At 67.2% G+C, this 26,130-nt stretch carries 23 protein-coding genes; 10 read left to right on the top strand and 13 right to left on the bottom strand.

Annotated elements, in window-relative coordinates; all coding sequences use genetic code 11:
- From sufB to ASC79_RS01185, 3 genes are read right to left on the bottom strand one after another with little or no spacing between them, the layout of a single operon-like run.
- Nucleotides 1–1,470: a Fe-S cluster assembly protein SufB gene (gene sufB, locus ASC79_RS01195; RefSeq protein WP_056018483.1), complete on the bottom strand. Its 1,470-nt coding sequence runs from the start codon at nucleotides 1,468–1,470 to the stop codon at nucleotides 1–3.
- A 12-nt stretch (nucleotides 1,471–1,482) separates the two neighbouring features.
- The gene (locus ASC79_RS01190) at nucleotides 1,483–2,616 is read right to left on the bottom strand and encodes a cysteine desulfurase family protein (protein WP_056018480.1); all 1,134 of its coding nucleotides are present in this window, start codon (nucleotides 2,614–2,616) and stop codon (nucleotides 1,483–1,485) included.
- Complete coding sequence (locus ASC79_RS01185) at nucleotides 2,613–3,059, bottom strand: Rrf2 family transcriptional regulator (RefSeq protein WP_056018477.1); 447 nt, start codon at nucleotides 3,057–3,059, stop codon at nucleotides 2,613–2,615. Before ASC79_RS01185 ends, ASC79_RS01190 begins: the two co-directional genes overlap by 4 nt.
- Nucleotides 3,060–3,239: 180 nt before the next feature.
- Here ASC79_RS01185 and ASC79_RS01180 point away from each other — a divergent pair, with 180 nt between their 5' ends.
- On the top strand, nucleotides 3,240–3,890 hold the full coding sequence (locus ASC79_RS01180) for an alpha/beta hydrolase (protein WP_056018474.1): 651 nt from the start codon (nucleotides 3,240–3,242) through the stop codon (nucleotides 3,888–3,890).
- A gap of 59 nt (nucleotides 3,891–3,949) precedes the next feature.
- On the opposite strand, the gene ASC79_RS01175 is transcribed toward ASC79_RS01180, so the two are convergent.
- Both ASC79_RS01175 and ASC79_RS01170 read right to left on the bottom strand, forming a co-directional pair.
- Complete coding sequence (locus ASC79_RS01175; protein ID WP_056018471.1) at nucleotides 3,950–5,248, bottom strand: amidohydrolase; 1,299 nt, start codon at nucleotides 5,246–5,248, stop codon at nucleotides 3,950–3,952.
- A 15-nt stretch (nucleotides 5,249–5,263) separates the two neighbouring features.
- Complete coding sequence (locus ASC79_RS01170) at nucleotides 5,264–6,376, bottom strand: anhydro-N-acetylmuramic acid kinase (RefSeq protein WP_056018468.1); 1,113 nt, start codon at nucleotides 6,374–6,376, stop codon at nucleotides 5,264–5,266.
- Between the two features lie 187 nt (nucleotides 6,377–6,563).
- Here ASC79_RS01170 and tyrS point away from each other — a divergent pair, with 187 nt between their 5' ends.
- From tyrS to ASC79_RS01150, 4 genes are all read left to right on the top strand, one after another.
- A complete protein-coding gene (gene tyrS, locus ASC79_RS01165; RefSeq protein ID WP_235528706.1) occupies nucleotides 6,564–7,874 on the top strand; it encodes a tyrosine--tRNA ligase in 1,311 nt (436 codons plus the stop codon).
- 10 nt (nucleotides 7,875–7,884) lie between these two features.
- Nucleotides 7,885–8,349: a peroxiredoxin gene (locus tag ASC79_RS01160; RefSeq protein ID WP_056018463.1), complete on the top strand. Its 465-nt coding sequence runs from the start codon at nucleotides 7,885–7,887 to the stop codon at nucleotides 8,347–8,349.
- Nucleotides 8,350–8,642: 293 nt separating this feature from the next.
- On the top strand, nucleotides 8,643–9,806 hold the full coding sequence (locus ASC79_RS01155) for a M23 family metallopeptidase (protein WP_056018460.1): 1,164 nt from the start codon (nucleotides 8,643–8,645) through the stop codon (nucleotides 9,804–9,806).
- Nucleotides 9,787–10,224: a polymer-forming cytoskeletal protein gene (locus ASC79_RS01150; RefSeq protein ID WP_056018457.1), complete on the top strand. Its 438-nt coding sequence runs from the start codon at nucleotides 9,787–9,789 to the stop codon at nucleotides 10,222–10,224. Before ASC79_RS01155 ends, ASC79_RS01150 begins: the two co-directional genes overlap by 20 nt.
- A gap of 2 nt (nucleotides 10,225–10,226) precedes the next feature.
- Here ASC79_RS01150 and ASC79_RS01145 read toward each other — a convergent pair whose 3' ends face one another.
- From ASC79_RS01145 to ASC79_RS01130, 4 genes are all read right to left on the bottom strand, one after another.
- On the bottom strand, nucleotides 10,227–10,934 hold the full coding sequence (locus tag ASC79_RS01145; RefSeq protein ID WP_056018454.1) for a 2-phosphosulfolactate phosphatase: 708 nt from the start codon (nucleotides 10,932–10,934) through the stop codon (nucleotides 10,227–10,229).
- Nucleotides 10,935–11,185: 251 nt separating this feature from the next.
- Nucleotides 11,186–12,308, bottom strand: a protein-coding gene (prfB, locus tag ASC79_RS01140; protein WP_156378298.1) for a peptide chain release factor 2 whose coding sequence is annotated in 2 segments (ribosomal slippage) — nucleotides 11,186–12,238 and nucleotides 12,240–12,308 — 1,122 coding nt in all. Because the reading frame shifts where the segments join, the coding sequence is not laid out codon by codon here.
- Between the two features lie 174 nt (nucleotides 12,309–12,482).
- Nucleotides 12,483–14,867, bottom strand: coding sequence for a penicillin-binding protein 1A (locus tag ASC79_RS01135; RefSeq protein WP_235528705.1), 2,385 nt, complete (start codon nucleotides 14,865–14,867; stop codon nucleotides 12,483–12,485).
- 97 nt (nucleotides 14,868–14,964) lie between these two features.
- Nucleotides 14,965–16,155 carry an N-acetylmuramoyl-L-alanine amidase gene (locus tag ASC79_RS01130; protein WP_056018448.1) on the bottom strand — a complete coding sequence of 397 codons (1,191 nt, stop codon included), beginning with the start codon at nucleotides 16,153–16,155 and terminating at the stop codon, nucleotides 14,965–14,967.
- 418 nt (nucleotides 16,156–16,573) lie between these two features.
- Between ASC79_RS01130 and ASC79_RS01125 the strand changes: the two genes are divergently transcribed.
- The 4 genes from ASC79_RS01125 to ASC79_RS01110 all read left to right on the top strand — a co-directional run bounded on the left by ASC79_RS01125 (nucleotide 16,574) and on the right by ASC79_RS01110 (nucleotide 23,132).
- Entirely contained in the window at nucleotides 16,574–19,219 is a 2,646-nt protein-coding gene (locus tag ASC79_RS01125; protein WP_056018445.1) for a ribonuclease E/G, read from the top strand.
- Nucleotides 19,220–19,336: 117 nt separating this feature from the next.
- Nucleotides 19,337–20,740 carry a M48 family metalloprotease gene (locus ASC79_RS01120; RefSeq protein WP_056020866.1) on the top strand — a complete coding sequence of 468 codons (1,404 nt, stop codon included), beginning with the start codon at nucleotides 19,337–19,339 and terminating at the stop codon, nucleotides 20,738–20,740.
- 51 nt (nucleotides 20,741–20,791) lie between these two features.
- The gene (locus tag ASC79_RS01115) at nucleotides 20,792–21,544 is read left to right on the top strand and encodes a DsbA family protein (protein ID WP_056018442.1); all 753 of its coding nucleotides are present in this window, start codon (nucleotides 20,792–20,794) and stop codon (nucleotides 21,542–21,544) included.
- Between the two features lie 97 nt (nucleotides 21,545–21,641).
- The gene (locus ASC79_RS01110) at nucleotides 21,642–23,132 is read left to right on the top strand and encodes an NAD(P)/FAD-dependent oxidoreductase (RefSeq protein WP_056018439.1); all 1,491 of its coding nucleotides are present in this window, start codon (nucleotides 21,642–21,644) and stop codon (nucleotides 23,130–23,132) included.
- A gap of 6 nt (nucleotides 23,133–23,138) precedes the next feature.
- Here ASC79_RS01110 and ASC79_RS01105 read toward each other — a convergent pair whose 3' ends face one another.
- From ASC79_RS01105 to thiS, 4 genes are read right to left on the bottom strand one after another with little or no spacing between them, the layout of a single operon-like run.
- Nucleotides 23,139–23,933, bottom strand: coding sequence for an SDR family oxidoreductase (locus ASC79_RS01105; protein ID WP_056018436.1), 795 nt, complete (start codon nucleotides 23,931–23,933; stop codon nucleotides 23,139–23,141).
- A gap of 9 nt (nucleotides 23,934–23,942) precedes the next feature.
- Nucleotides 23,943–24,593, bottom strand: coding sequence for a 2-hydroxychromene-2-carboxylate isomerase (locus tag ASC79_RS01100; protein WP_056018431.1), 651 nt, complete (start codon nucleotides 24,591–24,593; stop codon nucleotides 23,943–23,945).
- Nucleotides 24,593–25,381 carry a thiazole synthase gene (locus tag ASC79_RS01095; protein ID WP_056018429.1) on the bottom strand — a complete coding sequence of 263 codons (789 nt, stop codon included), beginning with the start codon at nucleotides 25,379–25,381 and terminating at the stop codon, nucleotides 24,593–24,595. The genes ASC79_RS01100 and ASC79_RS01095 overlap by 1 nt, the downstream gene beginning before the upstream one ends.
- A 1-nt stretch (nucleotide 25,382) precedes the next feature.
- Complete coding sequence (gene thiS, locus ASC79_RS01090; RefSeq protein ID WP_056018426.1) at nucleotides 25,383–25,583, bottom strand: sulfur carrier protein ThiS; 201 nt, start codon at nucleotides 25,581–25,583, stop codon at nucleotides 25,383–25,385.
- Nucleotides 25,584–25,670: 87 nt separating this feature from the next.
- Here thiS and ASC79_RS01085 point away from each other — a divergent pair, with 87 nt between their 5' ends.
- Nucleotides 25,671–26,120 carry a type II 3-dehydroquinate dehydratase gene (locus ASC79_RS01085; protein WP_056018423.1) on the top strand — a complete coding sequence of 150 codons (450 nt, stop codon included), beginning with the start codon at nucleotides 25,671–25,673 and terminating at the stop codon, nucleotides 26,118–26,120.
- Nucleotides 26,121–26,130: the final 10 nt, after the last annotated feature.

The following is a 26,130-nucleotide window of genomic DNA, read 5'->3' as shown; positions in this document are numbered from 1 at the left end:
TCATCCGACGGAACCCTCAAGGGAGATGGCGACGAGCTTCTGGGCTTCCACGGCGAATTCCATGGGCAGCTCCTGCAGCACGTCCTTGACGAAGCCGTTGACCAGCAGCTGGACGGCCTCTTCCTGCGAAAGGCCGCGCTGCATCGCATAGAACAGCTGGTCTTCCGATAGCTTGGTCGTGGTCGCCTCGTGCTCGAAGACGCAGCTGCCGTTGCGGGCCTCGACATAGGGCACCGTATGGGCCGCGCAGGTCTTGCCGATCAGCAGGCTGTCGCACTGGGTGAAATTGCGCGCGCCCTTGGCCTTGGGGTGGGCCGAGACCAGGCCGCGATAGGTGTTCGACGACTTGCCGGCGCTGATGCCCTTGGAGATGATCCGCGAGCGGGTGTTCGCCCCCAGATGGATCATCTTGGTGCCGGTGTCGGCTTGCTGGCGGCCGTTGGTGATCGCGATCGAATAGAACTCGCCGACGCTGCTCTCGCCGCGCAGCACGCAGGACGGATATTTCCAGGTGATCGACGAACCGGTCTCGACCTGCGTCCACGACACTTTCGAGCGGTCGCCACGGCAGTCGGCGCGCTTGGTCACGAAGTTGTAGATGCCGCCCTTCCCGGTCTCCGGGTCGCCCGGATACCAGTTCTGGACCGTGGAGTACTTGATCTCGGCGTCGTCCAGCACGACCAGTTCGACCACCGCGGCGTGCAGCTGGTTCTCGTCGCGCATCGGCGCGGTGCAGCCTTCCAGATAGGAAACGTAGGCGCCCGCATCGGCGATGATCAGTGTGCGCTCGAACTGTCCCGAATTCTCGGCATTGATCCGGAAATAGGTCGAGAGTTCCATCGGGCACCGCACGCCCGGCGGCACATAGACGAAGCTGCCGTCGGAGAAGACCGCCGCGTTCAGGCAGGCATAGTAGTTGTCCGACACCGGCACCACTGAGCCCAGGTACTTCTTGACCAGCTCGGGATGCTCGCGGATGGCCTCGCTCATCGAGCAGAAGATCACCCCGGCCTCGGCCAGCTCCTTCTTGAAGGTGGTAACCACCGAAACGCTGTCGAACACCGCGTCGACCGCATAGCGCGGCGCGCCCTGGACGCCGGCCAGCACTTCCTGCTCGCGCAGCGGGATGCCCAACTTCGCATAGGTGGCCAGGATGTCCGGATCGACCTCGTCCAGGCTCATTGGGCCGTCCTTGGTCTTCGGCGCGGCGTAGTAGTAGGAGTCCTGATAGTCGATCGGCGGGAAATCGACCTTGGCCCAGGTCGGCTCGTCCATGGCCAGCCAGCGCTCGAAGGCGTCCAGCCGCCATTGCAGCATCCATTCCGGCTCTTCCTTCTTGGCCGAGATGAAGCGCACGATGTCGGCCGACAGCCCTTTGGGCGCGAACTCCTGGTCGATCTCGGTGACGAAGCCGTGCTTGTACTTTTCCAGGCTTTCGACGTGTTCGACGGTCTGCTTGACGGCGGCCATACTCTTACCTCCTCACGCCGCCGGCGCGCGGCGACGCGCGGCGTGACGGGACTGAACTTGCTCCCAGGCGGTCGCGAACGCCGCCCAGTCTTCTTCCGTGGTGGCCCAGCCGCCAGAGACGCGGATCGCCGATCCCGCCAGGTCGGTCAGGCCCATCGCGGTCAGCACGTGGCTGGCCTTCACCTTGCCTGACGAACAGGCCGAGCCGGCGCTGACCATGATACCGGCCAGGTCCAGGGCCATCACCTGCAGCTCTGCGCCCCACTCCGGCGTCGCCACGCACAGGGTGTTGGGAAGCCGCGGCGCAGTCTCGCCGATCACCACGGCGCCCGCAGCCTTCAGGCGCGCGGCTGCGGCGTCACGCCACCCCGCGTCAATCTCGCGGTCGCGCAGAGCAGCCAGGGCCGCCGCGCCGAAACCGGCGATGCCGGCGACATTCTCGGTGCCGGCCCTGCGGCCGCGCTCCTGTCCGCCGCCGTGCTGGCGACGCACCAGGGTCGCACGCGGACCGAAGGTCAGCGCGCCGACGCCCTGCGGGCCGCCCAGCTTGTGCGCCGAGACGACCAGCGTATCGGCGCCCAGGCCGCGGCTGTCGGTGAAAATCTTCCCGGCGCTCTGGATCGCGTCGACATGCAGCCAGCCCTCGGCGGCGCGAACGATCTCCGACGCCTCGCGGATCGGCTGGATGACGCCGGTTTCGTTGTTGGCGTGCATCAGCGCGACGAACGGCCGCCCATCGGCGGCGTCCCAACGCTCCAGGCGCTCGGCCAGCCAGGCAAGGTCGACGACGCCATCGGCGGTCGCAGGCAAATACTCGACCGCTGCGCCGCTGGCCTTGGCCGACTCCAGCACGCTGTCGTGCTCGATGGCGCTGACGATCAGACGCTTGGAGCCGGTCGCCACCGCACTCTCGATCGCGAGCGCATTGGCCTCCGTTCCGCCCGAGGTGAACACCACGGTCGAAGCGGGACCACCGATCAGCGCCGCGACGGCGTTCCTGGCGTCCTCGACGATCGCGCGCGCGGCGCGGCCGCTGGCGTGAACGGACGACGGGTTGCCGCCGACCGTGAACGCGCGCGCCACGGCCTCGGCGGCCTGCGGCCGCACCGGCGCGGTGGCGTTGTAGTCCAGATAGACCCCGTTCATGCCGCCGCCTCGTGGGGCGCAAAACGCCCATCGACTAGGTCGGCCAAGGTCACCGAGGACAGATAGCTATGCAGATGCCGGCCCATGTCCTCCCAGAGGTCATGGGTGATGCAGCGCTCGCCCTTGAGCATGCAGCCCTTGCCCTGCATCCCGCAGCGGGTGGCGCGCAGGGGTTCGTCCACGGCCAGGACGATGTCGGCGATATTGGTCTCTTCGGCGGTTCGGGCCAGGCGATAGCCGCCGCCAGGGCCCCGCAGGCTCTTGACCAGGCCGCGGCGGCGCAGGCGCGCAAACAGCTGTTCGAGATACGAGAGCGAAATCTGTTGCCGCGTAGCGATTTCGGCCAGGGTCACGGCGCGATCGCCGTCCGCCAACGCGGCCTGCCGGCGCGCGAGGTCGGCCATGGCCATCACCGCATAACGTCCCTTGGTCGAAAGGCGCATATCGCTCCTCGAAAGCTCTCAGCAGCCCGTTTGCTTTTTTTCGAGCATTTGGCGCGGCCCATATGTTACAGGCCCCGGCTTGCACGGGGCTTGTCGCCGGAACCGGCCGACGGTCGCGATCTAGGAAGACCGAGCGCGTTAGTCAAGTATTCGGACGTCGCGCCTGACGAGAGGAATGGCATGCCAGAAGTGGTTCTGACCGGCGCGGCCGGGCGGATCGAGGGTCGCTACACCCAGGGCAAGAGCCCGACGTCGCCAATTGCGCTGATCCTGCACCCGCACCCCAAGGCTGGCGGGCAGATGAACCACCCGGTGGCGGTGCAGCTCTTCCACCTGTTCATGAAGCGCGGCTTCTCGACCTTGCGCTTCAATTTCCGCGGCGTCGGCCGCAGCCAGGGCGAGTTTGATTCGGGTATCGGCGAACTGGCCGATGCGGCCACAGCGCTCGACTGGCTGCAGGCGACCAACCCGGCCGCCTCGCAGTGCTGGGTCGCCGGCTACTCGTTTGGCGCCTGGATCGGCATGCAGTTGCTGATGCGCCGCCCAGAGACCGACGGCTTCATCAGCGTGTCGCCGCCGACCAACATGTACGACTTCAGCTTCCTGGCCCCCTGCCCGGCCTCGGGCCTGATCCTGCACGGCGGCGCCGACACCGTCGTCCCGCCAGTGGAAGTCGAACGCGTGGTGTCGAAGCTGCGCACCCAGAAGGGCATTGTCATCGACCACGAGGTCGTCGACGGCGCCACCCACTTCTGGGCCGAACACCTGCCCGAAGTCGAAAAGCGTGTCGGCGCCTACCTCGACAAGCGCATCGAGGCCGACCCGATCTGATTGGGCGCCAGCGCAAGAAGTTCAAAGGCCGAGGCTCACGCCCCGGCCTTTTTCTTTGCCTACTTCGCCGCCAGGTAATCCAGCGCCAGCAGCGCCTGGGCCCGCACGCCGGTCTCCATCGCCTTCTCGTCGACGTCGAAGAAAGGCGAGTGGTTGCCGCCCTTCGGATTGCCGACGCCCAGGTGATAGAAGAAGCCCGGAACTTCCTTCTGGAAGTACGAGAAGTCCTCGGCGCCCATGATGTAGTCGATGTCGTCGGCGACCTGGCCCTGGGCGGCGCGTGTCAGGGTCGGCTTCATCTGCGCCGACAGGGCCCGGTTGTTGTCCGTCACCGGGTTGGGTTGGCCCCAATCGATCTTGCCAGTGGCGCCGTAGCGCTCGGTGATCGAGGCCACCGCCTTGTCGGCCCGCGCCATGACGTCGGTCCGCATGCCCGGATCGAAAGTGCGCAGCGTCCCGGTCATCGCCATGTTCTCGGGGATGATGTTGTAGCGCATGCCGCCCTGCAGGGTGGCGATGGTCAGCACCGTCGGCGTCTTGGAGACGTTGATCTGGCGCGAGGTGATCTGGTTGAAGGCGGTGACGATGTCGGCGGTCAGCGACGACATGTCGATCCCCTGCCAGGGCATCGACCCGTGCGCCTGCTTGCCCTTCAGGTGAATCTCGAAGCGGTCGGAGGCGGCCATCATGGGGCCAGGACGCCAGACCAGCATCCCAACCGGGCCTGGGAACGCGTGCAGCCCGAAGATCGCATCCACCTTGGGGTTCTTCAGCACGCCTTCCTTGACCATCAGCGGCGCGCCGCCTTCCTCGCCCGGAGGCGGGCCTTCCTCGGCGGGCTGGAAGACGAAGACCACAGTGCCTTCGATCTGGTCCTTCATGCCGGCCAGGACCTCGGCCGTGCCCATCAGGATCGCCACGTGGCTGTCATGGCCGCAGGCGTGCATCACCGGCACCGTCTGGCCCAGATACTGCCCTGTCGCCTTGGAAGCGAACGGCAGGCCGGTCTGTTCGGCCACCGGCAGGGCGTCCATGTCGGCGCGCAGGGCGACGACCTTGCCCAGCTTGCCGCCCTTCAGGATGCCGACCACGCCGGTCTTGCCGACGCCCGTGCGCACTTCCATGCCCAGCTTGCGCAGGTGATCGGCGACGATCTTGGCCGTCCTCACCTCGCTGTTGGACAGTTCCGGATGCTCGTGGAAGTCGCGCCGCCAAGCGATGACCTTGGGCTGCAGCGCCGCGGCCTTGGCGAACACCGCCGCGTCATATGGCTTGGCCGCCGGCGTTTCCTGAGCCGACGCCGTCCCCGTCATCGCCACCGCAGCGGCGACACCCGCCAGCCAAACCCGTTTCGACATGAATACTCCTGAGCTCTAGCGGTTCGGGCGGACGATACGCCCGCCGGTCATCGGCGCAGCCACGCCGGTTGTCTTGGGAAACGAGATCGGCAGCCCCCGCGCCGTGCGCGCCGCCAGGTAGGCGAAGGCCTCGGCCTCGATCGCATCGCCGCGCCAGCCGTGATCCTCGGCCGTGGTCACCGGCACGGCCAGCCGTTCGGCGAACGCCTGCATCAGCACCGGATTACGCCGGCCGCCGCCGCAGACGATAAGCTCTCGCGGCGCGCCGCCCATAATGTCGAAGCCGAGCTTCACCGCCTCGGCCGTGAAGGCGACCAGCGTCGCGGCGGCATCCTCGAGCCGCAGCGCCTCCAGCGGCTCCAGCGAGAAGTCGTAGCGGTCCAGCGACTTGGGCGGCGGCGCCTGGAAATAGGGATGCGCCAGCAGGCCTCTCAGCACGCCCTCATCGACCTGGCCGACGCTCGCGTACTTGCCGCCCTCATCGAAGCGCCCCGCGCCCCGCGACTGCATCAGCAGGTCGATCATGCCGTTGCCGGGACCGGTGTCGAAGGCCGCGATGTCGTCGCCGCCCGGCCAGAAGGTGACGTTGGCCACCCCGCCGACGTTCAGCACCGCCAGCGGCGCGGCCATCCCCGCGCTTCGCGCCCGCGCCAGATGGTAGATCGGCGCCAGCGGCGCGCCCTCGCCTCCCGCCGCCACGTCGGCCGTGCGGAAGTCGTAGGCCACCGGCACGCCGGCGGCGTCGGCCAGCCACTGGGCGTCGCCCAATTGCACCGTCCGACCCACGCGCCCCTCCTGGGGGCGTTCATGCAGAACTGTCTGGCCGTGCATGCCCATCAGGTCGATGTCGGCCCAGGTCAGGCCGTGCTCGGCCAGGAAGCCCTCCGCAGCCTCGAAGTGCTCGCGAGCCACCGCCTCGGCCGCCGCCTTGAACACCCCTGGCTCCGGCGCGCCGCGCGGCCAGCTCATCGCCGCCTGCGTCGCTTCCAGGGCCAGCGCCCGGGTTTCCTCGGTCAGCTTGCGCTCGCCGGCCGGCCCGAAGGCGAAAATCGTTTCTCCGTCCGTCTCCAGGATCGCCATGTCGCAGGCGTCCAGGGACGTGCCGGTCATGAAGCCCAGAACACGCATGCGAGCTTGACTGCCACGCTCCGCGCGCCGTAGCTAGCGGTCATGATCATCCGCGCCCCCCTCGCTGGCCGCTATTACCGCCTGCCCTAGAGCAGGCGCGGAACGATCTCTTGCGCCACCCGTAACGGTCGGCGCCCGCATCTCCACGATGAACAGACGGTCTCCGGCCCCAATAGGAGCCTGTCAGATGCCGTCCGAAGTGCTAGAGCGCCCCGCGCAACCTCCTGAGTCAAAGCCCATGTCCGCCGAGCAGCCTTTCAAGTCCGAGTTCCTGCGCACCATGCAGGAGCGCGGCTACATCCATCAGATCACCCACCCGGTGGAGCTGGACGAAGCCGCCGCCAAGGGCCCGATCACCGCCTACATCGGCTTCGACGCCACCGCCGCGTCGCTGCATGTCGGCCACATGATCCAGATCATGATGCTGCGCCGCCTGCAGCAGGCCGGCCACAAGCCGATCGTGCTCATGGGCGGCGGCACCACCAAGGTCGGCGACCCGACCGACAAGGACGGCCAGCGCCCGCTGCTCACCCATGAGCAGATCCAGGGCAACATCGCCACGATCAAGGGCACCTTCCAGCGCTTCCTGACGTTCGGCGATGGGCCCACCGACGCGATCATGGTCGACAATGACGAGTGGCTGTCCAAGTTCGGCTACGTCGAGTTCCTGCGGAACTACGGCGTCCACTTCACGATCAACCGGATGCTGGCCTTCGACAGCGTCAAGGCGCGGCTCGATCGCGAGCAGCCGATGACGTTCCTCGAGTTCAACTACATGCTCATGCAGTCGGTCGACTTCCTGGAGCTCGCGCGCAGCCAGGGCTGCGTGCTGCAGATGGGCGGCTCTGACCAGTGGGGCAACATCGTCAACGGCGTGGAGCTGATCCGCCGCGTCGACCAGAAGGCCTCCTTCGGCCTGACCACGCCGCTGCTCTCCACCGCCTCGGGCCAGAAGATGGGCAAGACGGTCGGCGGCGCGGTCTGGCTCAACGCCGACATGCGCAGCCCCTACGACTACTGGCAGTTCTGGCGCAACACCGAGGACGCCGACGTCGGCCGCTTCATGCGCCTGTTCACCGACCTGCCGATGGACGAGATCGCCCGCTACGAGGCGATGCAGGGCGCCGACATCAACGAGGCCAAGAAGGTGCTCGCCAACGAGGCGACCCGCATGCTGCACGGCGAGGAAGCGGCCCAGGCCGCCGCCGAGGCCGCGCGCGTCGCCTTCGAGGTCGGCTCGGTCTCCGGCGACATGCCGACCCACGAGGTGGCCGCGGCCGATCTCGAAGCCGGCCTCATGCTGGCCGCCCTCGCCACCGACGCCGGCCTGGCCGGATCGCGCGGCGAGGCCCGTCGCCTGGCCCAGGGCGGCGGCCTGCGGGTCAACGACACCGCCGAGCCCGACGCCGGCCGCATGCTCACCAGCGCAGACCTCGTCGACGGCGTGATCAAGCTTGCAGCCGGCAAGAAGAAGATCGTCCTGGTGAAGCCGGTCTAGGAGACCCTAAATGTCCGACCTTACCGAAGGCGCGCGCGCGCCCGACTTCGAGCTGCAAGGCGCGAGCGGCCCCGTCAAGCTGGCCGACTTCGCCGGCGAGCCGCTGGTCGTCTATTTCTATCCGAAGGACGACACCGCCGGCTGCACCAAGGAGGCCCAGGAGTTCACCGCCCTGGCCGCCGAGTTCGCCAAGGCCGGCGTCGCCCTGCTGGGCGTTTCCAAGGACAGCGTGGCCAGTCACGCGAAGTTTACGGCGAAATACAGCCTCGCCGTTCCCCTCGCCTCGGACCCGGAAGGCGCCATGATCGAGGCCTACGGCTCGTGGGTCGAGAAGAACATGTACGGCCGCAAGTACATGGGCATTGAGCGCTCGACCTTCCTGATCGACAACGGCGGCAAGCTGGCGCGGATCTGGCGCAAGGTCCGCGTCCCTGGCCACGCCGCCGAGGTGCTGAAAGCCGCGCAATCCCTGTAGCAGTTAAGCTTAGCGCTCTGCGGCCCCTCGCCGCAGAGCGACGCCAGATCGCACCTCGGATGCGGGAACTGTCGGCCGCGTCCGCTGTTGTAGAATTGTCGCGCCGACCCTTTATCCGCCTGGGGCCGGCTCAGCTTCCGCTCGTGATCTAGCGTGGCCATTCAGGCCCTGTTAACCACGATCATCGATGCTACAGGCTGCTCAGCCCGCGCACGTTGCAGCGCGAAGACGCTTGCACGCGTCCTAAATCTCATTGCATATCGCGCCGTTCCCTAGCGTTCGTAACCGATACGGTGAGAATGACACGCTTCGCGCGCCTTCGCCGATCGCTTGTAGAGCTGTTCCCCGAGCGACACCTCTACATCCGCTCTGGCGGTGAAATGCGTTCCTTCGTCCTCACGACCGGCCGCCAGATGGCGATCGCCGGCGGGGTCGCCGCCGGCGCGCTCTGGATGGGCGTCAGCACCGCGGCGATGATGGTCAACGCCATGGCTGTCTCCAGCCATGACCAGCAGCTGGCCCGCATGCAGGCCAAGTCCGAACGCCTCGTCGCCGACCGCGAAGCCCGCCTCAACAGCGCCATGGTGCAGCTGAACCAGGCCGAGGGCGGCATCGGCGCGCTGGCCGCCAGCGTCGAGAACCGTCACGCCGCGCTCGCGATGCTGCTGACCGAATTCAAGGGCCAGCCAGGCGCGCAGGCCGCCCTTGGCCCCGCCATCGCCAAGGCCACCAGCGCCTCCAGCGAGGTCGGCCCGCTTCGCCGCATCGAACTCGTCCGCGCCGGCCAGGAACGCCTGATCGACGCCGCCGACGACTTCGCCAAGACCCGCGCCGACCGTCTGCGCCTGGCCTTCCGTCTCGCGGGCCTCACGCCGTCGACCTTCGTGCCCAAGGGCGGCTCTCTCGGCGGCCCGCTGATCGAGGCCAAGGATCCCCGCGCCCTTGCCGCCGTGCTCGACGTGGACGAGGACTTCGCCGAACGTATCCAGCATGCGGCCACCAATCTTTCCGAAGCCGGCGCCCTGGTCGACGCAGCCGCCAAGCTGCCCTTCGCGCGTCCGACCACCGCCGCGGCCCAGACCAGCAGCTACGGCGTGCGGTTCGACCCGTTCACCCGTCGTCCCGCGTTCCACTCGGGCCTGGATTTCGCCGGCCCGACCAACACGCCGATCTACTCGACCGCCCCGGGCGTCGTGTCGTTCACCGGCGTGCGCTCCGGCTACGGCAATACCATCGAGATCGATCACGGCCGCGGCTTCAAGACCCGCTACGCCCACCTGCAGGCCATCGGCGTGCGTCCGGGCGAGCGCGTGACCGTCGGCAGCCGCATCGGCGGCATGGGCTCCACAGGCCGGTCCACCGGGCCGCACCTGCACTACGAGGTCTGGGTCAATGGTAGGGCCCAGAACCCGTCGCGTTTCGTAAAGGCTGGCGATTATGTTCTCCAAGGCGGCTAAGCCCGAGAAGACCTCCGACGTGTCCCTGTCGGCCAACACCGGCGAACGCAAGGCCCCCAAGCCCGCTTCCCTCATCAGCCAGGACATCACCCTCGAAGGCGGCATCGTCGGCGAAGGTGAACTGCACGTCGACGGCGTCATCCGCGGCGACGTCCGCGTCGGCCGGCTGACGCTCGGCGACACCGGCCACATCGAGGGCTCGGTCCAGGCCGAGACGGTCGATATCCGCGGCCGCATCATCGGCACCGTGACCGCCAAGCAGGTGCGCCTGTTCGGCACCGCCTATGTCGACGGCGACATCACCCACGAGCAGCTCTCGGTCGAATCCGGCGCCTTCTTCCAGGGCCGCAGCCTGAAGTTCCAGCGCCCTGCCCCGGTGGCCCTCGCCGCTCCCGAACCGGAAGTCCAGAGCGCCTGAGGCTAGGCCGCGTTCTCGTAGGCCCCGTTCTTCAGCACAGGCGCGCAGCGGCTGACGTTCAGCTCTGCGGCGATATCGACGTCCATCGCATGCTCGCGCTCGATCAGCTCGACGCCTGAGCGACAGGTCCGCAGCGTCGCCTCAAGATGAGGCCTGGCGCTCAGGAAAGCGTGCCGCGCCACCACCGCCTCAGTCTCGCCGTCGAAGCCGATAGCCTCGATCACCGCCCCGGCCCCGATCAGATCCTCGATAGCTGGCCGCAGGCTGTCGTCCGGCCAGCGTTCGCCCGCAGGGATCACCGCGATGTCCCGCCCCTCGGCCAGGGCCACGGCCTTGGCCGCCACCGCCGCCGCATTGCGCAGACAACCGGCCAGGACCGTGGCGCGGCCGCAGGCGAGCGACAGCCGCGATCCGTTCGGCGAGGGCAGCAGCAGCCGTTCCCCAGGATTGAGCTTCATCAGGCTGGCCGGCGACAGGCTCAGCTGCCCCCCCGCCTTGCGGCTGGCCGCCAGGCGGGCCCCGACCCGCTCAGCCTCGGCCCGCGCCGCGTCCTCGTCGCCATAGGCGAACGGGTGGACGCGCGCCTGCCGATGCACTGCGACGTCCACCGCCGTCGAGAACGACAACACATCGACGATCACAACGACGGCGACGCGGTCGCGCATCAGCTCGACCCCGTTCAGCCCCCACTCGCAATGGACCTTCTGCATCGAGCGCCTCCGGATTTGATCGAACGCCGTTCCCAGCTCAAATGCAAACGTGGCTGTGGCGCCTTGCCGTCCCTCGACTTCAGGGAAGCGCTTCTCCGAATTTCATCCCGGTTTGCGAAGCAAGACCGGGACCCATTCGCGCCGTCTGGGGAAGTTCAAGCGAGACTTGCCTGATCAGGTGTTCATGGGTCCCGGTCTTCGGCTTCGCCAAAACCGGGACGACACCTTTTGCATTGGGGCCAACTGGCCGGCTAGGCCCCCGCTCCGTCGCGGGTGCTGCCGACGCGCTGCGCCAAGGCCGCGCCCATGAACTCGTCGAGATCGCCATCCAGCACCCCCTGGGTATCGGATGTTTCGACGTTCGTCCGCAGGTCCTTGACCATCTGATACGGCTGCAGGACGTAAGACCTGATCTGGTGGCCCCAGCCGATGTCGGTCTTCAGGTCGTTCATCGCCTGAGCTTCGGCTTCGCGCTTCTGCAACTCCAGCTCATAGAGCCGGGCGCGCAGCATCTTCCAGGCCTCTTCGCGGTTCTGGTGCTGCGAGCGTCCCATCTGGCAGGCCACCACCACGCCGGTCGGAATGTGCGTCAGGCGCACCGCCGAGTCGGTCTTGTTGATGTGCTGGCCGCCGGCGCCGGACGCCCGATAGGTGTCGGTGCGCACGTCGGACGGATTGATATCGATCTCGATGGTGTCGTCGACCACCGGGTAGACCCAGACCGAGGCGAAGCTGGTGTGCCGCTTGGCCGCCGCGTCGAACGGCGAGATGCGCACCAGCCGGTGCACGCCCGCTTCGCTCTTCAGCCAGCCATAGGCGTTCGGCCCCTTGATCTGCAGGGTCACCGACTTGATCCCGGCCTGTTCGCCGGAGGTCTCTTCGAGGAAGTCGACGCTCATGCCGTGGGCGTTGGCCCAGCGGGTGTACATGCGCATCAGCATCCCGGCCCAATCGTTGGACTCGGTGCCGCCGGCCCCGGAATTGATTTCCATGAAGGCGTCGTTGCCGTCGGCCTCGCCAGACAGCAGGGCCTCCAGCTCGGCGCGCGCAGCACGCTCCTTGATGCCCTTCAGTTGTTCGCGAGCCTCATCGAGGGTGGCTTCATCGCCCTCCTCGTCGGCCATTTCGGCATAGCCGATGGCGTCGGCCAGGTCGCGTTCCAGCGACTGCACGGCCTCGACGGACGCCGCCAGCTTGGAGCGTTCGCGAGTGATCGCCTGGGCGGCGGCCGCATCGTCCCAAAGGGTCGGGTCTTCGACGCGGGCGTTCAGCTCATCGAGCTTTCTTAGGGCCGGTTCCCAGTCAAAGTCTCCTCCTGAGCAAGTCGATCGACTGCTCGATGTCGGCCTTCGAGGCCTCGACATCCACTCTCATGGGAATCTCCGAAACCAGAAATGTTCTGGGGGTCGGGCAGATAGCGCGCGGCGGGCCGCATTACAATGGCGCGGGGTCCACGTGCCGCCGCACGACCACCGTCATTCCCCATTCCAACTCGTCACGGTCGGGCGTGCCCCGGCCATGCGAAAGCGAAAAGCGGCCGGCGCGCCCTCAGTACAGCCCGCTCATGTCGTCCGGCTTCTTGGGCGGCGGCGCCGCGGCCGGCGCCGGCGTCGTCAGCTGCCCGTCCGGCCAGACCTGATTGTAGGGCTGGGGGCCACCGACCGGCATTCCGCCCGCCGGGGCCACGATCACCTTCGGTTCCGTTCCAGGCCGGAACGCTTCGCGGATGCCGCGCACGGTGGCGAACTTGGCGTTCGCGGGGGCCTTGAACTCGTCCTTCGGCAGGTCCTTGGTCGCTTCCTGCATGAACTCGATGAAGATCGGCACCGCGGCCTGGGTGCCGGTCTCGCCCTCGCCAAGGCTGCGATTGTCGTCGAAGCCGACGAACACGCCCGCCACGATCTGCGGCGTGAAGCCGACGAACCAGGCGCTGCGGTACTCGTTCGTCGTGCCGGTCTTCCCGCCGACCGGGCGGTTCAACACCAGGGCCGAGGTTGCGGTGCCCCGCTGGACCACGCCCTGCATCATCGAGGTCACCTGATAGGCGGTGATCGGGTCCATGACCTGTTCGCCGCCCGGCGGGATCCGCGGGCTCTCGTCGCCGTTGAAGCCGACCTCGCACCGGGGGCAGTCGCGCTTGTCGGCGCGGAAGATGGTCTCGCCGTTACGGTCCTGGACCAGTTCGATCAGGTGCGGATCGATCCGCCGCCCGCCGTTGACGAAGGTGGCATAGGCGGCGGTCAGCCGGAACGGCGTCGTCTCCCCCGCCCCCAGCGCCATGGCCAGGACCTTATCCATGCTCTTGACCACGCCCATCTTCACGGCGAGGTCGCTGATCTTCTTCATGCCGACGCCCTGGGCCAGACGCACGGTCATGGCGTTGCGCGACAGCTCCAGCCCGCGACGCAGGGTCAGGGCGCCGTAATAGCGGCGGTTGTAGTTCTCCGGGGTCCAGTTCTGGCCGGCCGCGCCCTTCAGGGTGATCGCCGAGTCCATCACCACGCTGGACGGCGTGTAGCCGTTCTCCAGGGCCGCGGCGTAGACGATCGGCTTGAAGGCCGAGCCGGGCTGGCGCATCGCCTGGGTGGCCCGGTTGAAGTTCGACAGCGAGAACGAGTAGCCGCCGACCATCGCCAGCACGCGGCCAGAATGCGGCTCCATCGCCACCAGCGCGCCGTTGACCGCCGGGACCTGCCGCAGCCGGAAGCCGCCGCCGTTCTCGACCGGCTCCACGAACACCAGATCGCCGGACCTCAGGCCCTTGCCCGCACGCGCCCACGCAACGTCCTGGCCGACAATGGCCCCGGCTCCGCCGTCGCTCGCCACGCGGACCCGGACATTGCCGCCGGAGACGTCTGTCACCAACGCCGCGCGCCAGGAGCGGCGCTCGGACGGCGGGCTCTTCTGCTTGGCGACGTCTTCCCAGCCTTCGGCCGTGTCGACATGGCCCCAGGCGCCGCGCCAGCCGTGACGGCGGTCGTACTGCTCAAGGCCGTTCATCAGCGCCACCCGCGCGGCGGTCTGCAGCCGCGGATCGAGCGTGGTGCGCATATAGTAGCCGCCTTCGTTCAGGCGCTGCCCCATGGTCGCCAGGCCGCGGCGGCGCACTTCCTCGACGAAGAAGTCGGCGTCGCGGTACTTCGCGCGCGTCGGCGCCTTCTGGACCTTGAGATCCTCGCGCTTGGCCGCCTCGGCGTCCGCGCGGCTGACCCAGCCCAGCTCGGCCATCTGCTCCAGCACCCAGTTGCGGCGCGCGATGGCCTGCGCCTTGCGGCGCGTCGGGTGATAGTTGTCAGGCCCCTTCGGCAGCGAAGCCAGGTAGGCGCTCTCGGCCAGGGTCAGGTCGGTGATCGACTTGCCGAAGTAGTTGTAGGCGGCCGCGCCGACGCCGTACGAGCGATAGCCCAGCCAGATTTCATTCAGATAGAGCTCGAGGATCTGCTCCTTGTTGAGCGTCTGCTCCAGACGCCCCGCCAGGATCGCTTCCTTCAGCTTGCGCCCGACCGTCGCGTCGCTGGTCAGCAGGACGTTCTTGGCGACCTGCTGGGTGATGGTCGAGCCGCCTTCCAGGCGCCGGCCGTTCATCGCGTTGAGGACATTCTTGGCCATCGCCCGGGTCAGGCCCATGGCGTCGACGCCGCCGTGGCTGAAGAAGTTCCGGTCCTCAGCCGCCAGGAAGGCCTGGGCCAGTTGCGGAGGCATGTTGTCGTACGGCACGTAGATGCGACGTTCGCGCGAAAACTCGCCGATCAGGACCCCGTCCCATGCATAGGCGCGCGTCGCCGTCGGCGGACGATAGTCCGCCAGATCGGCCGCGTCGGGCATGTCGTGGAACAGCCAGGCGGCATAGATGGCGATGGCGAATCCGGCCAGCGCAATAGCGCTCAGCACCGTCACGCCGGCGACCGCGATCCATCTCTCGGGGGGCTTCAAACTGACCGACCTCCGCGGGGGCGCTCCCCGTCCGCTCAGGCTGGTCTAGCGTGCATCGCGCCGGGCGCCAACGGGCCTGCGTCGGCTTGGCGCGCCGTCAGTTGGACGCCAGCTTGGTCGGCTGGCCGAAATAGTCGTCGATCGCATCGGCGACCGAACCCATCAGCCGGGTGCGCTTGCTCGGGTCGCGCAGCACTGCTTCGTCGGCTGCATTGGTCAGGAAGCCCATTTCCAGCAGCACCGCGGGCACGTCAGGGGCCAGCAGCACTGCAAGGCCCGCCTCGCGGTGGCTGCGGCGCAGCAGCGGCTGATGGTCGCTGACCCGGCTCAGCAGCACTTCGGCGAAGGTGGCCGAGCGGTTGCGGGTCATGCGCTGGGTCAGGTCCAGCAGGATCGTCGACACGCCCTTATCGCCGTGGGTGCCCGCCTGCATGAACCAGTCGTCCTTGCTGACGAACTTGGCCGAACGCGCCGTCGCCCGGTCGGCCAGGGTGTAGACGCTGGCGCCCCGCAGGCTGGGGTCGCTGCCGGAGTCCGCGTGCAGCGAGATGAACAGGTCGGCGTCCGCACGGCGGGCGATCTGCACCCGGACCGCGTGATCCACATAGACGTCGGCGTCGCGGGTCATCACGACCTTGTAGCGGCCGCTCTTCTCGAGCTGGCTCTTCAGCGAACGCGCCGCGGCCAGGGTGACGTCCTTTTCGTTGCCGTCGGCGCCCTTGGTCCCGGGATCCTTGCCCCCGTGCCCAGCATCGATGACGATGACTTTCTTGAGCGGCAGCGCGGCCTTGGTCGTCTTGACCGGCGCCGAGATGAAACGCGGCCCGCCTGCCTGGGCGACCTTCACGCTCGACGGCTCCTTGGCCGCCAGGTCGATCACATAGCGATAGTTGGCGACCCCGTCGGCCGGCGGCAGCAGGAAACGGCGCTTGATTACGGCGTCGGCGGCCAGGTCGATGCGCAAGCGGGCGCCGCTGGCGTTGTCGTCGACGACCCAGGCCTTCACCAGGCCAAGTCCCCCGCCCTGCAATTCGGTATCCACCGACACGCCAGGCAGGTTCAGAACGACCCTACGGTCGCTCTGTCCGTCCGCGGCCACCTTGCCGGTCGCCGATTTGTCGAGATCGATAACGATACGGGTCTCGGCCCGGTCGCCGCCCAGGCGCACCTTCAGGACATCGGCCCTGGCGCCAGCGGCCTGCGCTCCCGCGACGATCGCCAGGCAGCAAACCACTGCACCGACAGCCGCCAGCACGCTTCGTCCGCCGATCCTGAACCTGCCGCCCATACGCGCAGCCCCGTTACACTTCCTATACAGTCATACCCATATAGACGCCGGCGACGTGGACAAACGGTTAACCGTGTCCTTACGCCATCGCATTGCAGCGCAGCGGCTTTCCTTTTCGCCGCCAGTGTTGCAATGTCCGCCCGCGCTGAACCGTGCGCGCCTTGCGTCGCAAGGTCGCGGCCAGCGCGACACAACCCGCGTCGGCCTCGCCCTATCGGCGGCCACGCGCCATCCGATCCGCGCTTTTCGTTGAGCGCGCCTGGGAACACACCAATGGGCAGCGCCGCTCGAGCCCAATTTCGGCCTACCGCCCGCCTTGTCGGCTTCGACAAGACGATAGGCGGTGGCGTGCGCGCCCTCCTGACAGACCGGCGGCGCCCGAGCCGAGAGCTCGCGGCGCGCCTCGGAGACGTACTTTATGTCCAAGAAGATGTTGATCGACGCCGCACACGCCGAAGAGACGCGTGTCGTGGTGGTCGACGGACCGCGTGTTGAAGAATTCGATTTCGAGAGCCAGAACCGAAAGCAACTCAGAGGCAATATTTATCTCGCCAAGGTGACGCGCGTTGAGCCGTCGCTGCAGGCTGCCTTTATCGAGTACGGCGGAAACCGCCACGGCTTCTTGGCCTTCAACGAAATCCACCCCGATTACTACCAGATCCCGGTCGCCGACCGCGAAGCGCTGATGCGCGAAGAGGCCGACGAAGAGGACGACATCGCCGAATCGCGCGCCCGCGGCTCCGACGATGAGGACGAAGACTCCGTCGACGCCGACGAAGACGACGTCATGGAAGAAGAAGTCGCCCGGCGTCGCCGGCGGCTGATGCGTCGCTACAAGATCCAGGAAGTGATCCGCCGTCGGCAGATCATGCTGGTCCAGGTCGTCAAGGAAGAGCGCGGCAACAAGGGTGCGGCGCTCACCACTTACCTGTCGCTGGCCGGCCGCTACGGCGTCCTGATGCCCAACACCGCCCGCGGCGGCGGCATCAGCCGCAAGATCACCGCGACCACCGACCGCAAGCGCCTGAAGGGCGTGGTCCAGAGCCTCGACGTGCCGGAAGGCATGGGCCTGATCGTCCGCACGGCCGGCGCCAAGCGCACCAAGGCCGAGATCAAGCGCGACTACGAGTATCTCCTGCGCCTGTGGGAGAACATCCGCGACACCACCCTGCACTCCGTGGCTCCCGCCCTCATCTACGAGGAAGAGGACCTGGTGAAGCGGACCATCCGCGATCTCTACGACAAGGACATCGACGAGGTCTGGGTCGAGGGCGAGGCCGGCTTCAAGGAAGCGCGTGAGTTCATGCGCATGCTGATGCCGTCGCAGGCCAAGAAGGTCCTGCCTTATCGCGAGGCGACCCCGCTGTTCGTCAAGCACCGGGTCGAGGATCACCTTTCCCAGATCTACTCGCCGGTCGTCCCGCTGCGGTCCGGCGGCTACCTGGTGATCAACCAGACCGAGGCCCTGGTCGCCGTCGACGTGAACTCCGGCCGCGCCACGCGCGAGCGGAACATTGAGGCCACCGCCCTCAAGACCAACATGGAAGCGGCCGAAGAGACCGCTCGCCAGCTGCGTCTGCGCGATCTGGCCGGCCTGATCGTCATCGACTTCATCGACATGGATGAATCGAAGAACAATCGCGCCGTCGAAAAGAAGCTGAAGGACGCGCTGAAGGACGACCGCGCCCGCGTCCAGATGGGCAAAATCTCGACCTTCGGGCTGATGGAAATCAGCCGCCAGCGCCGCCGTTCGGGCGTCCTGGAAGGCACCACCCACGTCTGCGAGCATTGCGCCGGCACCGGCCGCGTGCGCTCGGTCGAATCGAGCGCCCTATCGGCCCTGCGCGCCATCGAGATCGAAGCCCTGAAGGGCGGCGGCGAAGCGACCCTGAAAGTGCCGCGCGCCGTCGGCCTCTACATTCTCAACGAGAAGCGCAACCATCTCGCGCGTCTTCACGAGAACCTCGGCCTCTTCATCACCATCACCATCGACGACGCCCTGGCCCATGCCGATCATGAGATCGAGCGGACCGCCAGCGAGACCCGTCCCGAGCACGCTCCGCCGGTCCATGGCGCGCCCCTCCAGCCTTACCAGCCGGTCGACGACGACTTCGACGACGAGGCGTTCGAGGACGAGGAAGAGATCGAGGACGAGGACGAAACCGATATCGAGCGCGAGGCCACTGACGACGACGAGGCCGAGCAGCGGTTCCAGGAACACGAATCCGAGGACGAGGACCGCAGCGGACGCCGTGGCCGCCGCCGCCGCCGCCGCGGCCGCCGCGATGGCGAGCCGGTCGAAGCGCGCGAAGCTACCGCCGAGCAGCCTGCCCGCACCGACGATCGCGAAACCGACGACGGCGGCCGCCGCCGTCGTCGCGGCCGCCGCGGCGGTCGCCGGATGCGCGATGACGGTCGTCCGGCGGACATGTTCTCGTGGACCCGTCCGTGGGTGCCCTACGGCGACGACCCGTTCGTCTGGCACGACCCGTCGGAAGACTTCCCGCCGGCCCGCGCTCAGGCCCCGACCCCGGCCAATGATCGCGCTCCGGTTCCGGCCGCGGCTGAAACGGCCGCACCGGCGCCGAGCGTGAACGACGATCAGCCCGACGTCGAACTGGACGTCTGGGTGGAACTGCCGGCCGTCGACGACAAGCCGAAGAAGTCTCGCTCGCGCCGCGGTCGCAGCCGTGGCAAGGCCGACGAGGCTCCGGCCCAAGCCGAGGTCGCTGACGAGGCGCCCGAAGCTGTTGTCCAGGAGGCCGCCCCGGCGGTCGCTGAGCCGGCCCCGGAACCCGAGGCCGAAGTCGTCGCCGCCGAGCCGGAAGCCAAGCCGGCGAAGAAGCCGCGTGCGCGCCGCACCAAGGCCTCGGCTGCAGCTGAAGCCGCCGCCGAGCCGGTCGTTGAGGCCGCCGAAGTCGTCGAGGCTGTCGAGGTCGTGGAAGCGGTCGCCGAACCGGCGCCGGAGCCCACCCCAGCCGCCCCCGTCGTGCGCGAGCCTGATCCGAACGAGATCAACGCGCCGCCTTCAGTGCCGAAAAAGGGCTGGTGGCGCAGGGGCTGATCCTGAACCGTGACATCGGAAACCGGCTCGCGCCATGCGAGCCGGTTTCCAGTCCGTCTGAAGCGCGTTAGGCTTCAATCCATGGGGCTTTGCGGGGGGCGCTTGGAGTTGTTCGGCATGGTATCCCCTGCCCGTTCGGTTTCGAAATTCGCCTTGGCCGCCGCGACGGCCCTGAGCCTTATGCTGCCGGCCGTTCCGGCTCACGCCCAGGAAGGCATGTCGCTGATCCGCGACACCGAGATCGAAGAGATCCTGCGCAAGGACTCAGAACCGATCTTCAAGGCCGCGGGCGTCGACTCGAATTCCATCGATATCCTCCTGATCGGATCGAAGGATCTGAACGCCTTCGCCGGCCCCGGCACGATGGGCGTCTTCACCGGCCTGATCCTCGAATCCGAAAATCCCAACCAGCTCCAGGGCGTCATCGCTCACGAAGTCGGCCACCTCGCGGCCGGTCACTCGGCGCGGTCGGGCGAGATGACCGCCGCGGGCATGAAACCGTTCCTGTTGACCATGGGTCTGGGTGTACTCGCCGCTCTGGCTGGTTCCGGCGAAGGCGCGGCGGGCCTCATCGGCAGCGCCAGCTACTTCGGCACGCTCGGCGCCATGGGCTTCAGCCGCGAACAGGAAAGCCGCGCTGACCAGGCCGGCGCAGCCATGCTCGAGCGGGCCGGTCTTTCGGGCAAGGGCCTCGTCGAGTTCTTCGACAACTTCCGCTATCAGGAAGTCTTCCAGGAAGCCCGGCGCTTCGCCTACTTCCGGTCCCACCCGCTGTCGTCCTCGCGGATCGAGGCGCTTCGCCATCGGGTCGAGCAGAACGCCCACTACGACACACCCGACACCCCGGAAGCGATCGCCGAACACAACATCATGAAGGCCAAGCTGGACGGGTTCATCAACCCGACGGTCGCCATCACCAAGTACGGCGAGAAGGACACCTCCTACCCGGCGCGTTACGCCCGGGCGATCGCGTACTATCAGATGAAGCAGCCCGATCAGTCGCTGAAGATGATCGACGCCTTGCTGGCCGAACAGCCGGACAATCCGTACCTCTGGGAACTCAAGGGTCAGGTTCTGTTCGAGTTCGGACGCGCGCAGGAGGCCGAGGCGCCGCAACGCAAGTCGGTGGAGCTGAAGCCGGACGCGCCGCTGCTGCGCATCAACCTCGGCCAGACCCTGATCGCGCTGGACGACAAGGCCAAGGTGGAAGAAGGCGTCGGCGAATTGCGCAAGGCGCTGACCCAGGAGCATGACAACGCCACCGCCTGGCGCATCCTCGCTCAGGCCTACGACAAGCAGGGCAAGGAGGGGCTCGCCCGCCTGGCCACTGGCGAATACTTCTTTGCTGTCGGCGATCCGACCCAGGCACGGGTCTTCGCCATGCGCGCCCGCGAAAAGCTCGACAAGGACACGCCCGAATGGCGTCGCGCCACGGACATCGTCCTGACCTCCAAGCCCAGTAGGGAGGACCTCAAGGACCTCGCCTCCGAGGGCTCGATCACACGCCGTTCCTCGCGCTGATAAGGTCGAAAGGCCTTCGCAAAGCCCCGCTTCTCACCTATTTGGCCTGACATGACCAAGATTTCCCGCGGCGCCCTCGTCGCCTGCGCCGCCCTCGCCCTGCCGCTCGCCGCCTGCCAGAAGCAGGAAGACGACTTCGGCCAGAAAGTCCGCGCCTACCTGCTCGCGCATCCCGAGGTGATCGAGGAAGCCGTTCTCAAACTGCAGCAGAATAAGCAGGCCGCCGCGCAAGAGGCCGCACAGGCCTCGCTCGCCAAGTATCGCGCCCAGCTTGAGCGCGATCCGCGCGACTTCGTGGCCAATCCGGACGGCAAGATCACGGTGGTCGAGTTCTTCGATTACCGCTGCGGCTACTGCAAGGTCAGCGCTCCCGAAGTCCTCAAGCTGATCCGGGAAAATCCAGACGTCCGCTTCGTGTTCAAGGAATTCCCGATCTTTGGCGCGGAGAGCAACGTCGCCGCCGAAGTGGCGCTGTCGCCGGCCGGGATGCCCAAGAACATCGAGCTCTTCGAACGCTTCATGGCTGAAAAGGCGCTGGACGAGGCGGCGATCGATCGCCACCTGCGCGCCGTTGGGGTCGATCCGGCCGCCGCGCGCGCCGGCGGCGCCAGCCCGGAGGTCAAGAAGCACATCGCCGACACCCGCGCCCTGGCCCAGGAACTCGCGATTGAGGGCACGCCGGCCTTCATCGTCGGCGACCGCATCATCCCCGGCGCGGATATGGCTGCTCTGCGCGCCGCGATCGCCGAAGCCAAGACCGGCAAGCTCAAGACCATGCCCTCGCCGCAGCTCGACAAGGGCTGACGCCGTCTCGGCAACTCGGGCATTGCGTCGCCGGGCGACACGGCTAGGCTCCTCTCTAGTGCTTTGAGAGTCTGTCGTTCCGACCACGGCGAGCCGGATGCACGAGCGGGTGCTCATTATCGGGGCTGGTATAGGCGGCCTGTGTACGGCGCTGGCCTTGGCGCCGACCGGCCGCGATATCGTCATGCTCGAGCGCGATCCGGCGCCGCCGCGCGGTGACGCCGACCAGGCCTTCGCCGACTGGACTCGCCGGGGCGTCGGTCACCTGCGCCACAGCCACGCCTTCCTGGCGCGGCTACGCACCATCATCCGCAACGAACATCCCGAGTTGCACGCTGACCTGCTGGCGGCCGGCTGCCGCGAGCTCGGCTTCGAGCAGATGCTCACCGATCTGCATCGCCTGGACTACAAGCCTCAGCCCACGGACCGCGACTTCGTGGTCCTGACCAGCCGCCGCACGACCCTCGAACTCGTCATCCGACGCTACGTCGAGCGCTATCCCAACATTCGAATCGACTCCGAGACCTTCGTCCGCAAGCTGCTGACCCAGCACGATCCGCAGGGTCTGCGCGTCGTCGGGGTGGCTGTCGCCGACGCCAACGGCCCCCGCGACATCATTGGCGACGTCGTCATCGACGGCGGAGGACGCACCTCCTCTTGCATCGAACAACTGGTCGAAGAAGGCGCGCCGATCACCGAGGAGAGCGAGAGCGCCGGCATCCTCTACTTCACGCGCCACTACCGCCTGCGACCAGGCGCTCAAGAGCCCTCGCGCACCAAGGCCGGCGGCACAGGCGATCTGGGCTTCCTGAAGTTCGGCCTGTTCCCCGCCGACAACGGCTGCTTCTCCATCACCCTGTGCACGCCCGAGCCCGAGCTGGAGCTGCGCAAGGCGATCGTGCGGCCGGAGGCGTTCGACGCGATCTGCGCGCGCCTGCCTGGACTTGCCGCGTGGGTCGACAACTCCAGGGCCGAGGGCGTCAGCCGGGTGTTCGGCATGGGCGAACTGCACAGCCGCTGGCGCGATATCGGCGGCGGTGAGACGCCCGCCGTGCTTGGGTACTTCGCAGTCGGCGACTCCCTGATCCGCACCAATCCACTCTATGGCCGCGGCTGCTCCTTCGCGGCGGTGACGGCCTATATCCTGCGCGACGTGCTCGTCTCATCCGGCGACGCCGCCGACCGCATCCAGGCCTTCCAGGCCCGGGTCACCGATGAATTGCAGCCCTACTATCTCAACATGCGCGACCAGGACCGCGCCGCCATCCGCCGCGCTCGCCAGCAGCTCACCCCTGGCTATCGGCCAAGCCTCAAGAGCAAGCTCGTCAAAAGCTTCCTGGAGGACGGCGTCAACATCGCGATCCGCTCAGACGCCAATCTGCTGCGCGAGGCGCTGCGCGGCTTCCACATGCTCGAGCACCCCTCAGCCTGGCTGAAGCGTCCAGACAACCTGGCGAAGGTGATGCGCTACTGGATCACGCGCCGAGACAACAAGGCTGACGCCTATCCGCCCAAGCCCGGTCCCGGCCGAGCCGAGCTGTTCCAGGCCCTGGGCCTCGCCGCCGACGCGGACATGATCCGCGCCTGACAAACCTCAGGGCGCGGAGTTGAACAGCCCGCCCTGCGCCATCTGATCGCGCACGGTCTCCGGCGACAGCGTGGCGGCCTTGTCCAGCTCCACAAGCTCCGGCGGCACGTACCAGTGCAGCTTGTCGGCGTGGTAGGCCTCCCAGACGGCCTTGGCGACCTCGATCGGCGGGATCGCGCGAAACATGCCTTCCTTGGGCGCATTGGCGATGGCCTCGGGCGGCAGGATCGGCGTGTCGATCAGGCCGGGCAGCACATCGGCGACGCGCACCCCATAGGCCTTGAACTCGACCGACAGCGCTTCTGACAGGCCCTTCACCGCATGCTTGGTCGCCGAGTAAACGGCGATATTGGCCATGCCGAAGGTCGCGGAGGACGACGATGTCGTGAAGCAGAGCGAGTTCGGCGTCGCCTTGAGCAGCCCGATCGCAGCGTGGATGCCGATCAGCACGCCCATCAGGTTGACCTGGACGACGGCGATCACGTCCTCGAACGGCTGCTCGGCGAACGGGCCTCCGCGCCCGATCCCGGCGTTGTTGTAGAGCACGTCCATCTGGCCGCCGGTCGCCTCGCCAAAGGCCGCGAGCGCCGCGCGATAGTTCTCACGGTCGGTGACATCGAGACGGCGGACGATGCAGTTGTCGGCCCCAAGTTCGCTCTGCAGCGCGGCGAGGCCGGCGTCATTGACGTCGAAACCGCCGACGAACCAGCCTTTCGACGCAAACAGTTTGGCGGTCTCTCGGCCCATGCCCGAAGCCGCGCCGGTGATGAAGATGGACTTGCGCCCGCCAGCCTTGGTCATCCCGCTCCCCTATTTTCGGGGCGCGAGTCCCCGCTGCTTGAGACGCCACACCAGGACGTCGAAACGATCCTGACCGAAGAACGGCTCGTCTTCAAAGACCATGGTCGGCACGCCCCAGTGACCTGAGGCGCGGTGCGCCTCCTGGTTGGCCTCGATCTCAGCGGCGATTTCGCCGGTCTTGCTGGCAGCCTCCTCCTGAAGCTGAGCCATATCAAGGCCCGCCCGCTCAATGGCGCGGGCCAGCTTGTCGCCTTCGTTCCAAGGCATGTCCTGGCCGCTCCAGATCAGGCGCGAGACTTCGTCATAGAAGGCCAGAGACTGGGGCTTATGGGCCGCGACGACGCCCAGCGGCATCAACAGGTCCAGGTGTGGCTGCTCGGCCGCGCCGTTCAGGTTCTGGCCGATCACCACGGGATCAGGATTGGGCCACGCCAGCGGCAGACCGAGGAAATCCCCCAGCCGCCGCACGTCCCGCACCAGGTAAGGCACGAACAACGGGTCCTGCTTGGTGAAGAACCCCTCCGAACGCACCGCCAGCGGATAGACCGGCCGCATTCGGACATCGACGTCGTAGGTCTCAGCCAATTCCCGCAACCGCGGGGTCACAAGATAGGAATAGGGACTGCGGAAGGACCAGTAGACGTCGACGCCGAGGCTCATCAGATCAGACCGGATAACGGGGATGATGGGTCAGCATACATACGTTTTGGCATGCGTCCTGCCAAAAATGCTTCCCGCCCCGCGATCACGGCATGTTTCATGGCGATCGCCATGCGAATGGGCTCCTTCGCCCCGGCGATGGCGGTGTTCATCAGCACCGCGTCGCAGCCGGTCTCCATGGCCAGCACGGCGTCGGACGCCGTGCCGACGCCGGCGTCGACCAGCACCGGCACGGTCGACTGTTCGATGATCAGGCCAAGGTTCAGGAAGTTCTGAATACCGCGCCCCGAGCCGATCGGCGCGGCCGCCGGCATGATCGCCGCCGCCCCCGCATCTTCCAGCTTCTTGGCGTAGACCGGATCGTCCGAGCAGTAGACCATCACCTGGAAGCCATCGGCGACCAGCAGCTTCAGCGCCCGCAGCGTCTCTTCCATGTCCGGCAGCAGGTGCTTGGTGTCCGACAGAACTTCCAGCTTCACCAAGTCCCAGCCGCCGGCTTCGCGCGCCAGGCGCAAGGTGCGGATCGCGTCTTCGCCGGTAAAGCAGCCTGCGGTGTTAGGCAGGAACGTGAAGCGATCGGGCTTCACATAATCCACCAGCATCGGCTGGCTCGGGTCTGACAGGTTCACCCGGCGAACCGCCACGGTGACGATCTCGGCGCCCGCGGCTTCGGCCGCGGCGGCGTTCTCGGCGTAGTCCTTGTACTTCCCCGTCCCGACGATCAGCCGCGAGGTGAAGGTCCGGCCCGCGACGCTCCAGGTGTCTTCCTTGTGGATAGACCCGTCCATGTCAGCCGCCTCCGATAAAATGCACGATCTCGATGCGATCGCCGTCGGCGAGCGCGGTCTGTCCATAGGCCGATCGCGGCACGATCTCCAGATTGCGCTCAACCGCCACCTTGCGGGGATCCAGGCCCAATTCGCTCACCAGGGCGGCCACGCTCGACACCCCGCCAAAGGCCCTTTGTTCCCCGTTGATGGTCAGCGTCATGACGCCCTCGTGAAGCTTGGAGTTTCCGAATGCTTGTGACCCCCGCCGCCGCCCGTTACAAGACGGCGGAATCGACGGCGGAGCCGAATGTCGAAACCGATCTATGTGCTTAGCGGGCCCAACCTCAACCTCTTGGGGGTCCGGGAGCCGGAGATTTACGGAAAGGAGACGCTGGAGGACGTCCGCACTCGTTGCGAACGCCGCGCCGGCGCCCTCGGTCATGCCGTGGTCTTCCGCCAAACCAACCATGAAGGCCAGCTCATCGACTGGGTGCAGGAAGCCCGGACGGAGGCCTGCGCCGTGGTGATCAATCCTGCGGGCTATGGTCACACTTCCGTGGCCCTGCTGGACGCGCTCAAGACACTGGATATTCCTGTCATCGAGTGCCACCTGTCCAACCCGGCGGCGCGCGAAGCGTTCCGCCGTGAAACCTATGTGTCCCTCGTCGCCACCGGAGTCGTCTCCGGCTTCGGCGGGGCGAGCTACGAACTGGCCGTCGAGGCCGCCGCGGGCCTTGCCCGCCAAAGCCAAAACTAAGGATTATCAA

The sequence above is a fragment of the Phenylobacterium sp. Root1290 genome, from assembly GCF_001425305.1.
Classification (GTDB): Bacteria; Pseudomonadota; Alphaproteobacteria; order Caulobacterales; family Caulobacteraceae; genus Phenylobacterium.
This window is presented reverse-complemented; position numbering and strand designations above follow the sequence as displayed.